Source organism: Psychrobacter sp. AOP7-C1-14 (genome assembly GCF_052376135.1).
Classification (GTDB): Bacteria; Pseudomonadota; Gammaproteobacteria; order Pseudomonadales; family Moraxellaceae; genus Psychrobacter.
The window spans coordinates 76,898-91,181 of sequence record NZ_JBQSVH010000008.1; the positions used below are offsets into that span (position 1 = coordinate 76,898).

The 14,284-nt window shown below is 40.9% G+C and carries 11 protein-coding genes and 1 other RNA gene; 5 read left to right on the plus strand and 7 right to left on the minus strand.

All coding sequences use genetic code 11. The features are described 5' to 3' along the window. Nucleotides 1–147: 147 nt before the first annotated feature. The gene (locus ACT3QN_RS07540; protein ID WP_444522741.1) at nucleotides 148–2,055 is read right to left on the minus strand and encodes a TonB-dependent receptor plug domain-containing protein; all 1,908 of its coding nucleotides are present in this window, start codon (nucleotides 2,053–2,055) and stop codon (nucleotides 148–150) included. Nucleotides 2,056–2,554: 499 nt separating this feature from the next. Here ACT3QN_RS07540 and ACT3QN_RS07545 point away from each other — a divergent pair, with 499 nt between their 5' ends. Further along, nucleotides 2,555–4,468, plus strand: a complete 1,914-nt coding sequence (locus ACT3QN_RS07545) for a mechanosensitive ion channel family protein (RefSeq protein WP_444522742.1) — start codon at nucleotides 2,555–2,557, stop codon at nucleotides 4,466–4,468. Between the two features lie 70 nt (nucleotides 4,469–4,538). Here the strand turns inward: ACT3QN_RS07545 and ACT3QN_RS07550 are convergent, their stop codons facing one another. The 5 genes from ACT3QN_RS07550 to ACT3QN_RS07570 all read right to left on the minus strand — a co-directional run bounded on the left by ACT3QN_RS07550 (nucleotide 4,539) and on the right by ACT3QN_RS07570 (nucleotide 9,004). Beyond that, complete coding sequence (locus ACT3QN_RS07550; RefSeq protein WP_444522743.1) at nucleotides 4,539–5,171, minus strand: DNA-3-methyladenine glycosylase family protein; 633 nt, start codon at nucleotides 5,169–5,171, stop codon at nucleotides 4,539–4,541. A gap of 208 nt (nucleotides 5,172–5,379) precedes the next feature. Further along, the gene (locus ACT3QN_RS07555) at nucleotides 5,380–6,111 is read right to left on the minus strand and encodes a Smr/MutS family protein (protein WP_179798976.1); all 732 of its coding nucleotides are present in this window, start codon (nucleotides 6,109–6,111) and stop codon (nucleotides 5,380–5,382) included. Between the two features lie 108 nt (nucleotides 6,112–6,219). Next, nucleotides 6,220–7,089: an indole-3-glycerol phosphate synthase TrpC gene (gene trpC, locus ACT3QN_RS07560; RefSeq protein ID WP_444522744.1), complete on the minus strand. Its 870-nt coding sequence runs from the start codon at nucleotides 7,087–7,089 to the stop codon at nucleotides 6,220–6,222. Nucleotides 7,090–7,161: 72 nt separating this feature from the next. After that, nucleotides 7,162–8,283: an anthranilate phosphoribosyltransferase gene (gene trpD / locus ACT3QN_RS07565; protein WP_444522745.1), complete on the minus strand. Its 1,122-nt coding sequence runs from the start codon at nucleotides 8,281–8,283 to the stop codon at nucleotides 7,162–7,164. Between the two features lie 97 nt (nucleotides 8,284–8,380). Then, nucleotides 8,381–9,004 (minus strand): anthranilate synthase component II, encoded by a 624-nt coding sequence (locus tag ACT3QN_RS07570; RefSeq protein WP_444522746.1) that lies wholly within the window; start codon nucleotides 9,002–9,004, stop codon nucleotides 8,381–8,383. 827 nt (nucleotides 9,005–9,831) lie between these two features. Here ACT3QN_RS07570 and glnA point away from each other — a divergent pair. Both glnA and ACT3QN_RS07580 read left to right on the plus strand, forming a co-directional pair. Beyond that, on the plus strand, nucleotides 9,832–11,241 hold the full coding sequence (gene glnA, locus ACT3QN_RS07575) for a type I glutamate--ammonia ligase (protein ID WP_444522747.1): 1,410 nt from the start codon (nucleotides 9,832–9,834) through the stop codon (nucleotides 11,239–11,241). Nucleotides 11,242–11,443: 202 nt separating this feature from the next. Further along, nucleotides 11,444–12,199 (plus strand): DUF4124 domain-containing protein, encoded by a 756-nt coding sequence (locus ACT3QN_RS07580; protein WP_444522748.1) that lies wholly within the window; start codon nucleotides 11,444–11,446, stop codon nucleotides 12,197–12,199. A gap of 104 nt (nucleotides 12,200–12,303) precedes the next feature. On the opposite strand, the gene ACT3QN_RS07585 is transcribed toward ACT3QN_RS07580, so the two are convergent. Beyond that, nucleotides 12,304–13,020, minus strand: a complete 717-nt coding sequence (locus tag ACT3QN_RS07585) for an SIMPL domain-containing protein (RefSeq protein ID WP_444522749.1) — start codon at nucleotides 13,018–13,020, stop codon at nucleotides 12,304–12,306. 308 nt (nucleotides 13,021–13,328) lie between these two features. On the opposite strand from ACT3QN_RS07585, the gene ffs reads away from it, so the two are divergent. Both ffs and ACT3QN_RS07595 read left to right on the plus strand, forming a co-directional pair. Then, nucleotides 13,329–13,425: signal recognition particle sRNA small type (gene ffs / locus ACT3QN_RS07590), an RNA gene on the plus strand. A gap of 256 nt (nucleotides 13,426–13,681) precedes the next feature. Further along, nucleotides 13,682–14,278 (plus strand): LemA family protein, encoded by a 597-nt coding sequence (locus ACT3QN_RS07595; protein WP_444522750.1) that lies wholly within the window; start codon nucleotides 13,682–13,684, stop codon nucleotides 14,276–14,278. Nucleotides 14,279–14,284: the final 6 nt, after the last annotated feature.

A 14,284-nucleotide genomic window follows, 5' to 3' on the forward strand; every position in this document is an offset into this window, starting at 1 on the left:
GTGGTTGATTGTCACCTATTGACTGAGATAAATGATAAGCAGTCATGGCATAAGTACTTGTATGCTTTTCGTAGGCACAAAAAAAGGCCACCTGTAGATGACCTTTTATATTTAGATAAACGCTAGGTTTTTAACTGCTAAGTGAGCTTAGTACCAGTTGTAAGTGAGAGAAGTAAAGTAGTTAATACCATCAGTATCATAACCAGGTAGCGTGATGTATTTCTCATTGGTAATGTTATCCAAACGAGCAGTCATAGTGAGATTATCAGTTAACTGATAGTTACCGCTAATATTGAACAAACCATAATGATCGACAAACTGCGACTCTGCATTAGCAGTATTACTATAATAATCGCCTACGTATTCATACTCGGCACGAATATCAAAGCTTGATAGGCGATAGCCTGCATAAATCAGACCTTTGTGCTCAGGACGAATGGCAAGGAAATTACCATCATTGCTACCGCCACTGCTGTCTTTTGCTTGCTGGTAGTCATAACTCGCGCCAAATAAGTAGTCATCGATTATCCAATCTGATGTTAGCGTGAGTCCTTTGATTTTGGCTTCATTGACGTTTTCGCTAGCGCCTGCATATGGGTTGCTAGGAGTGGGGTTTGATACGTAGCTGATTAGGTCATCAACTTTATTATGGTAGCCAGTCAAGCGGGTAGATTGAATAGGCGTGTCATATTCAATAAATGCTTCATAGTTATCGCTGGTTTCTGGTGTTAGTTCAGCATTGCCGCCGAAAGGTGAGTATAAATCATTGAAGCTAGGTGCACGGAAACCTTTAGCATAACTAGCACCGACACGTAGATTAGGATTGATGTGTAGCGCACCACCTAGGTTGTACGTAGTTTCATCACCATACTGTGAGTTATCATCATAACGTAGGTTTGCTTGTGCATCGAACTTATTATTAGCTAGCACATAACCCAAAAAAGCACTGGTGACGTCGCGATCATCAACATCATAGTCAGTGGTATCGATACTTTGGTTTAAGTATTCTGCTCCGTAGACACCTGTACCGATAGGTAGTGAGTGCTGACCTACTAAGCTGACTTGATCTTGTTCGGTGTCATAGTTGCTGGCATAGGTTTCGGTATCTATATTATCAATAGAGTGACCATATTGCAGCTTTACTGAAGCGCCTGGCTGATAGCGCCAATTGACAAAGGCTTGAGCTGCGCCTGTTTCTTGATCAGAATAGACATTCTGCGCCGCACCATTATCAAAATAAGTCGTTGATTCACTATACAGCGCACTAGCACCTGCCGACCATTGATCATTAATACGCTGATTTAAAGCAATGCTCGCATTATCACTCTCAAAACCGTCATCATCTTTGTTATAAGAAAAAGCGTTTGAAGATGTGGTTGCGTTAATACCATCTGTTTCATTGTGACTAGCTGATAGACTAAGGGCTGTGCCAGTATCATTAGCAAACTGTGCACTCGCGCCATATAGGTACTGATCATTCGAACCGATACCTGCAGTTACAGAATAGTTAGTCTTTTCGACATTGCTGCCTTTGGTAAATACTTGAATGACGCCGCCCATTGCATCTGCACCATATATACTAGAGCCTGATGCGCCATATAGTATTTCGATACGATCGATCTGGTCTGCTGGTAGTAAATTTAAGGCACTAGTACCTGTACTTAATGAGCTATAGCGAATACCATCGATCAGTACTAAGATTTGTTTACCATCGTAGCCGCGCATATAAAGGTTTGAAACCGTGCCCATGCCACCGTTTGTATAATGGTTGATACCAGGTTGGCGCTTTAGTACCTCTAATGCTGTTTGACCTTGATATCGTTTGAGCTCTTTACTATTCACAACACGTGTTTGCGCAATTACATTACTGACTTTAGTAGGTGTGCGATTCGCTGTTACTACGATTTCATCAAGCTCAACTTGTGGTAGGTTACTATCGTTGTTGGAAGTGTTTCCAGAAGTGGCTGCCATAGCAGTATTAACTGCAAGTAAGCCAAGCGCGCTTAAAATACTTAAACGAAGATAGGTACGTGAAGATGCACGTGATACAGACATAGTCGATTCCAAAGTAATCAAATTAAAAATGCAGAAATGAGGGGTAACTATCGTGACGTAAAAGTAGTCAAAAGTTACAAAAAATAGTATATAAGCAAAACTGTGCTCATTATCTACAAATTAGCCTGCTTTATAAACTATTTTGAGCTAATATTTATTCAAGGTAGGATGAATATTATTCATGTTAGCTTACCGAATAGTTAAGCTAAAAATCATTTTATGTGAGTGTTTTACGACAAACTCTTCAATTCTGTTCATAATATCTATTCTCTAAAAGTACCTACTATTGGAGACACTTATAAAGTAAGAGATCAAGTAATGAGACAGTTGGCTACAAAATTGTGCAATCAAAAGTACTGCTGTTATAAATAATTGTTACTATAGTATAGATATTATTCGTTATTTTTCATGTCGTTTCTAAACTAAGAGGTTTGTTTTGTCTATCAAGCATAATCTGACCCCCAATACTTTGCATAATTCATTCTACTCTATAGCTACAATGCCATTTATAGTCATAACGTTGTTGCTTGCTATGCTATTGAGTGTTGCTTTGCCAAACAACGCTTCTGCTGCTGAACCTGGTGCACTTGGTGTAAGTGAAAGTAGTAGTGAAGAGTTAGTAGAGTCACCGCGACCGGATTCATTTGGACGAGACACACCGCGCCATACAGTACAGGGGTTCATCAGTGCATTGAGTGAAAATGATTACTTGTTGGCAAGTAACTATTTGAATGTACCGAAGTCTGACAACCCAACCACTATTGTAAGGCAATTTAAGCAAGCGCTAGATGCAGGTGGCCGTTTCCAGCCGGACTTGCAGATTAGTAATGAGTCTGAGGGCAATCTGACCGATCAGCTACCATCCCAACAAGAAAACGTAGGTGTTATTAGCATTGGTGAAAAAGATGTGTCGCTGATACTCGAAAGAGTGGTATCTGATAGAGGTGAAAAGTATTGGCAGTTTTCAAGCGATACGCTCAGCTCGATACCTGAAGTAATAGAGAACACTGAACCAACTTTGGTGTCTCGCTATACTATTGATTCATTAGAAGGTAAAAAGCTTTTCGGTTATCAGCTCGCCGACTTAGTCGCTGCACTGACCATGGTTGTTAGTAGCTTTATATTGACCTATATAGGAGTATGGTTGCTATATCATTTATTGAGGATTGTATATCCTCGTTTACGTGGTACGCCATTGCCATTGCCAAACAAAGTTATATTACCTCTATCTGTTGTAGTCATGGCACTGATACTATCTGAAGTCATGGTCTATGCAGGGGTATCGGTAACACTACGTGAGCCAGTCAATCGTTTTACTGATATTGCGTCTTGGGTAGCGCTGACATGGCTATTGCTGCGAGTGATTGATGCCATATTTACTCGTGCGGTCAATCTGAGTTATAAAAAGAACTATACTGAGCGAGTCTCGATTTTGGGATTACTTCGTAAAGTTGTTAAAGCCCTGCTATTGATATTTGCAGTGATTGTCATATTTGGCAATTTAGGTTTTGATTTAACGACTGGTATCGCAGCATTGGGTGTGGGTGGTTTAGCGTTAGCACTTGGTGCACAAAAGACCATCGAAAACTTAGTGGGTAGTGTTGTTGTTGTTGCAGATTCGCCTGTGCGAATAGGTGACTATTGTAAGTTTGGTACATATGAAGGTACGGTGATTGATATTGGTATTCGCTCATCGCGTGTACGTACGCTATCGCGCACCATCGTAACAGTACCCAACGGTGACTTCTCATCCATGCAAATTGAAAACTTCACTTCTCGTGATATGTTCCGTTTCTGTCATCTGCTGTATCTAAAACGCACCGCCGACCTTAATGTAGTTTTCAAAATGGTCAATGACTTGGATAAGTTTATAAAAGAGCATGATTTGACCAATCAGGAGTGGAATCAGGTCAATATTTTAGAGTTACGTCAAGATTGCTATGTTGTTCAGTTGCAGGCTTATGTTAATGCAGTTGGTATCATTGAATTCTACGATAAACAAAATACTTTATTTATCGATGTATTAAAGAAGGTTTCAGAGTATAAAGTCGAGCATGCATTACCTACGCAGCAGCTGATTGTCAATCAAACTGAGCTTGATCATCATATGGAAAATAGCACTGCTGAAACAGAGGAAGATGGCTCAGACCATAACAGCAGTACTAATAACGATGAAGCAAATATCAGTATAGAAAATGATAATAATCATAACAATATTGATATGACTAAAAATGAGGACGAGAAAGATAGCGACAAATCTGATGATAAGCCAAGTCAGCATGGTTTTCCTCTTGCAACAGTAAGCCGGAGAGGGGCGCTTAAAGCACTAAAACATAAAAGCCATATGTTAAGAAAAAGTAAATTTAAACATGCTAAAAGCAAATTTGGTTTTTCTATATGGAATCAGCCTTAAAAGAGATTTTTTCCTCAAGAGTGGTGGTAAATAACGCTAACGATGTTTTCTGTACAAGTTACATAGTTAGCTACAAAGGTACTGCGGTTTTATCACGTAATGAGCCATAGTATGACCAGAGCAATAAACTAGCAGCGCTGCGATAAGGTGACCAGTGCTGGGTTAAATCTTTAAGTTTTTTGGGTGTTGGGCGTTTTGCTAGGCCTAATAGTTCCATGGCTGCCACTTTAATGGCTAAATCATCGACTGCCAGTATATCTGCACGTTTTAGCGAAAATAATAAATACATCTCAGCTGTCCAACGTCCAATACCTGTCACAGCTGTCAAGGTTGTGACGACTTCTTCATTGGGTAAGGCTTCTAACGCTGCAAAGTCTATATCATGGTCAACTAAAGAGCGTACATAACGAGTTTTTTGCTTAGATAGCCCTTGTGCCTTCAAGGTATCGTCTGTTGCTTCATGTATTGCTTGCGGTGTGATCAATTCTGCATCAACCAACCGTTTCCAAATACTGTCAGCAGCAGCTACTGATAATTGCTGACCAACCATTGCCCTCATCAACTGTTCAAACCCGCCTTCGTTATGCCTAAGGCTAGGTGTACCGACTTGCTTATGAACAGGAGCAAACCTTGGTTCAATAGCAACCAGCGCAGCAATCCGTTGTTCTAGCTCGTTAGTGTTTTCCATGGTCTGTATGTTCATAGTTATTTCGCTTTGCTAGTCAGAATGTGTTCGAGTCAACACAATAGTAGAAGGTGAGAAGTTAGTATTAGATGGAATGTGCCTCAAAAAGAGCTTTCATTGAAGGAAGTATCGCTACAGTCCTTATCCAAACCATTAGTAAGTGATAAAAAAAGGACTGCAAATAGGCAGTCCTCTCTATATAGTACGTTGTTGCTGATAGTAAAATCTATTCACCATCGGCTTTAGGTTTTTTGAGTAGTACCAGCACAGCACCATTACCACCATCTTTTGGTGGGGCGGAGCAGAACGCTAGTACTTCTGGCAATTGACGCAACCAACCATTGATGCAGGTTTTTAAAATCGCTTCGCTGCCTTTGCCATGGACAATTTTTACCATGGTTTCGTTTTTCTGCTTGGCTTGGCTCAATAGTTGAGTCATTGCTTCTCGTGCTTCTTCTATTGTACAGCCATGGATATCTACCGCATCATACCAACGCAGCTTGCCTTTTTTGAGCTGATCAAAGATCTTGTTTTGCAGTGTTGGCTGCTTATAAGACAAATAAGCTTCAGCAGCGACAGGGTTTAGTAGTGCTTGCATATCTGACAAGCCAGCTCCTAGATCGCTGGCTTCGCTACCTTGAGCTGCAGCACGTTTTGATAACGTCGCTGCATCAGGTTTGCCTGCTTTGGTTGCACTGGCAGGTGAGCGAACGTTTTTGTCTTCTAGCTGATTAACCCCATGCATGGCTTGCATAAATAGAACTTTATCGTCATCGATATGTTCACTATCTAGCTGCTTGACTGTTTTTTTGACTTGCTTTTGAGTCGGTAGCGAAACCGGCTCAGTTGGCTTTTGGTTCTCACCTTCAGGTGAATTGGTATCACGGCCTTTGCTCAGTTGGCCTTTAAGTTCTTTGAGCTGGTCTTGCATTTCTTTTGAAAACAGAGAGTTTGACATAAAAGTTAACGTATCGTTGATTGATGAATGGTTGATTGCGCAATGTATATAAAACACATATTGTTCAATCTATCTAGTATTTATTGAAGCTTAAATTATGGGGTTACTTTACCCGTCTGCTGCGACGCCCGCAAGTAATGATTGTAACGCTTGCCCTGGATGATCAGTTTTCATAAATTGCTCACCGATCAAAAAGTGCTGAATCTCATTGTTTAGCATGAGGCGAATATCATCACCACTATGAATGCCACTTTCGGTCACGATAAGTGGTTTTTGCTCAGCGCTATCAGCAGCAAGTGCGTCGTTTAAAATATCTTTCAGATCAAGCGTGGTTTGCAGGTCAACATCAAAAGTATTTAAATCACGGTTATTGATACCGTAAATATTATGCGTTGAACGAGGTAATTTAAGCGCTCGCTCAAGCTCAGACTGGGTATGAACTTCTATCAAGACGTCCATACCAAGCTCAATACTCAGTGCATGCAGTTCTTGTACTTGGGCGTCATCTAGGCAAGCCATAATGAGTAGAATACAGTCAGCGCCCATTAGATAGGATTGATATATTTGATAGACATCAATCATAAAATCTTTACGTAATATCGGTAAGCTTGAGGTATTAGCCGCCTGAATAAGATAGCTGTCATCACCCTGAAAGTAATCACGATCGGTCAATACAGACAGACAGCTAGCACCTGCTTGCTCATACTGTTGTGCAAATAGAGCAGGGGTAAAGTTATGATTGATAATACCTTTAGACGGTGAGGCTTTCTTAATCTCAGCAATAATACCAATACCATTTTCTTTAGTGCTAGCAGCACGTAGCGCAGCGGCAAAACCTCGACGCGGTTTATCGTCAGCTGCGACCTTTGCTTGCAACGCTTCAAGAGATAATGCTTCGCGAGCGGCTTTTACTTCTTCTACTTTGGTGGTGACAATGCGCTTTAGCACTGAAGGTATGTCTGAATGGGTTGTGGTCATACTGGTATCCGAATATCGTTAAATGTAAATAAACAGTGTTGGCAGGGGTCGCGTTATATGAATGCCTATAAATTAACCCTGAGCTACTAGCTGCTGGGTGTAGTTGGCTAAAGACTTAAGTTTGAGTAAAGCATCGCCATTTTGAATCACCTTTTGTGCTCGGCTAACACCGTTAGGGTAGTTGCTGGCAAGTCCTGCGGTGTATATCGCGGCACCTGCATTTAGAGCAATCATGTCCCGAGCCTTAAGAACTGCACGGTCATGAGTATCGGTTCCAGATAGCGCAGCACGAATCAGCTCAAGACTTTGTGCTGGAGAGTCTACATCGAGACCCATAAGGGTTTGAGATTCAATACCAGCATCTTCTGGCATCAGCTCATAAACTGATATCTCGCCATCTTTTAGTTCAGCAACTGTGGTTGAAGTAGCAAGACTGATTTCATCCAGACCATCTTTTGCGCCCACAACCATGACATGACGCGCGCCTAGATTTTTCATGACCTTGGCAATCGGCTCACATAATTGCGCAGTAAATACACCGATGACTAAGTTTGGCGTGCCAGCAGGGTTGGTCAATGGGCCCAAAATATTAAAAATGGTACGCGCTTTTAGCTCACGGCGTACAGGGTTGGCATAACGCATGGCACTGTGATGATTGGGTGCGAATAAAAACCCGATACCTTGGTTTTCGATACAGTCTTTTGCTTGCTCTGGTGTAAGTGCGAGACTGATGCCTGCCTGTTCAAGTAAGTCCGAGCTACCAGATTTGGTCGAGACGCCGCGATTGCCATGCTTGGCAACTTGTGCACCAGCAGCAGCAACGACCAACGCCGATGCAGTCGAGACGTTAAATAAATTAGCACCATCGCCGCCAGTACCAACGATATCTACCAAGTAATCGCAGTTTTGCGGTTCAATATTGGCGGCTAGTGCACGCATGGCACTGGCAGACGCAGTAATCTCGTCGATGGATTCGCCTTTCATGCGTAGCCCTGTCAAGATAGCACCCATCATGGCGTCGCTACATCTACCTTGCATGATGATCAGCATCACTTGATACATCTCATCAAAGGTTAAATCAATATGTTGGAATATTCTACCCAAAGCTGTGGTTAGCAATCGATGTGTTTGCTCGTCAGACAATTTTGCAATACTCTCTGGCGTGTGCGTTTCTTCTATTTTTATCGTACTCATTGTAGTCTCGCTTACTATTATTTTTTATATGAATCTGTGTGAAATTTGGTATGGGCTCATGAAAGCAGTATTTTTATCAATATACTTTTAGTCGAGTCTAGCCAACTTGTGGTAGCTCATCGGATGTCAGCGTAGCCAAATCATGAGTCTGTAAAAAGTTATTGAGCAATTGATAACCTGCTTCGCTCAATATCGACTCAGGATGGAACTGGACACCTTCTACAGCAAACTCTTTATGACGAATGCCCATGATCTCCTCAATATTACCATCGACATTTTGTGTCCATGCGGTGAGCTCAAGGCAGTCTGGTAGGCTTGTCTTATCGATGACAAGCGAATGATAACGCGTAACCTGTGACGGGTTAGGTAATCCAGCAAACACACCTTGCTCGTTGTGATAGATAGCTGATAAGCGGCCATGCATGACTTCGCTAGCTTTGACCACTCGACCGCCAAAGGCTTGACCAATAGCTTGATGACCCAGGCAGATACCCAATATAGGAATAACCCCTTTAAACGTTTTAATGGCTTGCAGTGAAATGCCCGCACGGTCAGGATCGCAAGGACCTGGGCCAATCACAATGGCATCAGGTGCGAGGGTTTTAATCTGCTCAATACAGACCTGATTATTACGCCAAACAGTGATGTCCTGCTTTAGCTCACCGAAATACTGTACGATATTGTACGTAAAGCTATCGTAATTATCGATCATCAAAATCATTAAGGATTCAACTTATCAGTTTTATTATATTTTTAATATGAAATTTTTTCTCACTGTTATCGAGGCACTTAGTTGTTAAAAACAAGCAGCTGCGATGATAGCAGAGGGCGGTCTTACGCGCGGTTATCTTACCACTATTTTGTTTTCTATCAAATGTAGGGTATAGGCTATCTAAGTAAGCACCAAGTAAAAATACATTTTTTATTATTGTATTAATAACAAGGATAGTTTGATCAGGGATAATGTTATGAATTTAGCTATCGACATCGCACCAAAAAATAGCATTTAAACCATAAACATATCTGTATTTGCACTAATTAAGTGCGAAAAGTTCACAGTTAGTGCTTTAATTAAGTGCCGCTTTAAAACCCAATTTAACGACAATTAATTAATATTTAACGTTGCATACAATGTAAATTGCTGTAATTATTAATAATTGTATCAATACTTAACTATATCTATGATTAAGGGGTTAATACATTGGCATAAGCCTTGCATTATTGCTGCTATGGTTATTTTTAAAGACAGAAAATTGGTTTAAAAATAATTATTAACAGGAGCCTTAGAGTTCAGCATTATGAGTTGTATATTGCTAGAATGTCGTTAGGAGTGAATTGGCGTATGTTAGATCATATGCACAAATATTGGTCTGATTGAGTAAACGCTTTAGATGAGCATCTTGACTAATACGTAAAATAGTGCTGATAATAAGCATAATATCGAATGCGCTATTTTAGTATTGAGAGCACATCTGACATTCTGGAACATGAACACCATATTAATAATTTTAAATCGCAATTACGTGATCAACACAACGGAGACTATTCATGTCGAATAAACTATTAGATCTTATCCAATCCTCTAATGCTAAATGGGTTGATTTTCGCTTTACTGATACACGCGGCAAAGAGCAGCACATCAGCTTCCCAGCGCATACCGTTGATGAAGATGTTATGGAAGATGGTAAAATGTTTGATGGCTCATCAATCGCTGGTTGGAAGGGTATCGAAGCGTCAGATATGATCTTACGTCCTGATCCAGAAACTGCTTTTGTTGACCCGTTCTATGATGCGGTGACTGTGGTAGTGACTTGCGATATCATCGAGCCATCAACGCTACAAGGTTATGACCGTGACCCACGCTCTATCGCCCGTCGCGCTGAAGAGTATTTGAAGTCTACTGGTATCGGTGATACTGCTTACTTCGGTCCTGAGCCTGAATTCTTTGTATTTGATGATGTTAAATGGTCAGTCGATATGTCTGGCGTTAGTCATAAAATCACGGCTGAAGAAGCAGCATGGTCGACTAACGAGACTTACGAGTGGGGCAACATGGCGCACCGCCCACGTGTAAAAGGCGGTTATTTCCCAGTACCACCAATCGACAGCTCACATGATATGCGTGCTGTGATGTGTGAACGCATCGAAGAAATCGTTGGTGAAGGTTCAGTTGAAGTTCATCACCATGAAGTTGCTTCTTGCCAGTCTGAGATCGGTGTTGCATTCAACACGATGGTACGTAAAGCGGATGAAGTTCAACAATTGAAATATGTTGTGCATAATGTTGCGCATCAGTTTGGTAAGACAGCAACCTTTATGCCTAAGCCAATCGTTGGTGATAACGGTTCAGGTATGCACGTACATATGTCAATCTCAAAAGATGGCGTAAACACGTTCTCTGGTGATGAGTATGCTGGTCTATCTGAAACAGCATTATACTTCATTGGTGGTATCATCAAGCATGCTCGTGCATTGAATGCAATTACCAACCCATCAACGAACAGTTACAAGCGCTTAGTGCCACATTACGAAGCACCTATCAAGCTTGCTTATTCAGCATCTAACCGTTCAGCGTCTATCCGTATTCCACACGTAAGCAGCCCGAAAGCGGTCCGTGTAGAAGCACGTTTCCCTGATCCAACAGCTAACCCATACTTAGCGTTTGCTGCATTATTGATGGCTGGCCTTGACGGTATCCAAAACAAAATGCATCCAGGTGAAGCTGCTGATAAGAACTTGTATGACTTGCCACCAGAAGAAGAAGCACAAATCCCAACAGTGGCAGAAAGCTTAGATGTTGCATTGCAAGCATTGAAAGATGATCATGACTTCTTGTTAAAAGGTGATGTGTTCACTGAAGACATGCTAGAAGCATTTATCGCTTTGAAAGAAGAAGAAGTACAGCGTCTGAACGTGACTGTGCATCCAGTTGAGTTTGATATGTACTACAGCTGCTAATTAGTCACTAAAATACTCAGTTATTTTGAGTCAAAAAAACCAGCTAAGGTTAACTTGGCTGGTTTTTTTATGCGTATTAATAAAGTGTATCAGTCCAATGGCTGAATTTTCTTTGAAATCACTACTGATTTCATGTCAAAACTCACGCATAATAGTTTTATAAAATTATATTAATAGTAGACACTATCTAGGCTGAGGGATTATGACGTTATTAGCAAAATCGAGTTTCTTAAAAGGTAAGATGCAAGTTGGGTTATGGATGGTGGTTGCTACCGTTAGCCTTTGTGCACCTCTCACGAATGCTGCGCCTATTTATAAAGTGGTTGATGAGCAAACCGGTCAAGTTACCTTTACTGATCGTCCGCAGAGTTACGAACAACAAGCTGGCAAACAGGTTAGTCAAATAACTATTGCGACAGGTAGTGAGACGAGTAGGTCAGCGGGTCTGAATACGACAACTAATCCTAATACAAGTCGCCAATCATCAAATGCGTCGCAGACAGCGTCTACTGCTGAGTTGCCTGCGGTAAATCCTAAGAACATTGTGCCGGTAAACTATCAATTAGCTATTACTGAACCTAGTGAAGAGAGAGCCTATCGTCGTCCAGTACAGAATATCGATGTCAATATAAAGATTAAGCCTGCGTTACAGACAAATGACAGCGTTAGTATCTACTTGGATGATAAAGAGGTTGCACAAGGTGTGAGCGCATCTATTGCTACTGTTGATATTTTGCCAGGCGCTCATACAATTAAGGCGGTTGTACAAAGCGAAACTGGCCAAACACTTGAGCAAATCACACGTACTGTATACGTGATTCAAAATACAACCACATTGCAAGACAACAAAAGAAAGGCAGAGCAGCTGTTGGCTTATCAAAAATTAGCTTGGTATCAAAAATTGATGCTAAAACTGCGTCAACAGGAAGTTGCTAAGTCTCAGCAATGGTCTCAATAATGATTGAATGCAATGAATAGATAACGCTGGCAAAATAAAAAGGCAAGCACCATTAAGGATGCTTACCTTTTTAATGTAAATCGCTTATTTAAGTATAAGTTATTTTATTTAGTTAACTCGATGGTGCCGTTAGCAGTTACTGAGATAGTACTGTTACCAGACTCAAAGCTTTGGCTTGGCACAGACGATTCAAGCGAGTCTGCTTTCATGCTCATAGCGCTGTACATCGGACGTGGATAGTTGCTACCTGTGTTCAGGTTAACATTGATGACACGATAGCCACGAGCATCCCAGGCGCGGGTAAGGCTTTTAGCTTGCTGCTGAAAAGCCCGTGAGGCTTCGGTCATTAACTTCTGCTCTAGAGCATCCTTTTTAGTATCTGATACACCAAAATTAAGGTTGTTCATCACTAAGGTTTCTTGTAAGTCAGCAATGAGCTGGCTAGTCGCTGAAAAATCTGTACTCTTTAAGTCTATGTTTGCCTGACCTGTCCAGCCAATAATTTTATTATTTTTGTCGTAGCGTGGATAGGTGCGCTGCTGTCCTATGCTCACGGTTACGCTAGGATAGCGCTTGGTGATTTTCATGGCATTATTGATTGAGGTATTGAGCATCGTAGCTAAGGTCTTAGAGTCAGTTGCTTGTGCCTTCTTGTACAAACTGGCGCGTACTTCGTCGTTCTGAATTTCTTCTTTTATCTCTGTCTGAAACGTCAGTTGGTCGTATCCTGTTGGTTCTGCATGAGCGCTACCCATCATTGCTGTCATGAGACAAACCGTACCAGAAGCGAGTGCTGCTTTATTCAACAAAGTGTTTCTCATTTTTATCTCCTAAATTAGTTCTAAAAATATATAAACGATAACTCTCAAAGCTCATTTATACACAAAGAATTGCCCCTATTACTTTCTAAACATCAACGTGGGTACAACTTCATCCACTAAAATAGCAAAATTCATATAAGTTGCTGTGAGAATTTTGTGACCTAAGTTACTGGCATCATTCGTGCTCAGGCGTTGATAATATGAGCTGATGAACTAAACTAAAAGGCTATTTGGGGCCTAAAACAAACAGTTTTGAAATAGGGGTTGTAAAATTAAAAATTTCTTGTATAATTTGCGACTGGTGGCTCCATTGGTAGCCTCGCAACATTGTTCTATGAATCCCGCCAGGACCGGAAGGTAGCAACGGTAATAGTCACAATGTGTGCCGAGGATGTGCTTTTGGAGTCGCTTTTTTTTGCCTAAAATTTGATATTTATTCCAATAAAATATAAAAGACCTATTTGTGATGTATTAAGCCCTTCATTATAAAGGGCTTTTTTTTGGTCGATATTTTGTTTGATGCTTATCTAATTGCTTATTTAGTTTTAGAATGAATTTTTGTTCGATTTCCTTTCTAGTTCCGAGGTTTTATTGATTAATATGAGTTAAAATACAATGTATTAACTTTTTATTAACATTCTAGACACCTTGGAGTTCAGTTATGAAGATGTTTGTTTGGCTATTCATTGCATTTGTGGTGTTAGTCTTTGTGTTTGGGGTATCCATTTTCAATAGATTGGTACGAGCACGTAACCAAGCAAAGAACGGCTTTGCTCAAATAGATGTGCAACTGAAGCGTCGTCATGATCTGATTCCAAATTTGGTCGAAACCGCCAAGCGTTATTTGAGTCATGAAGAAGAAACGCTAACACGAGTCATTAGTGCGCGTAATCATGCCCAAGATCTACAAGATTCTAATAAGCATCAGCCAGACTCACTAGAGCATATGGCACTATTTGCAAAAGCAGAAGGCATGTTATCCAAGGCGTTGAGTCAATTTTCTGCTGTCGTTGAAGCATATCCAGAGCTAAAAGCCGATAGTATGATCAAGGAGCTCATGGATGAGCTAACCAATACAGAGAATCGCATCGGGTTCGCGCGTCAGCATTATAATGACAGCGTGATGTTTTATAATAATGATCGCGAAGTCTTCCCTAATAACCTCGTTAGTACAACTTTTAGCTTTCGTCCACTCAGTCAGTTGGTATTTGAAGATAGAGAAGCGATTGCTCAAGCACCGATTGTCGATATGGGCTAAGGTTTA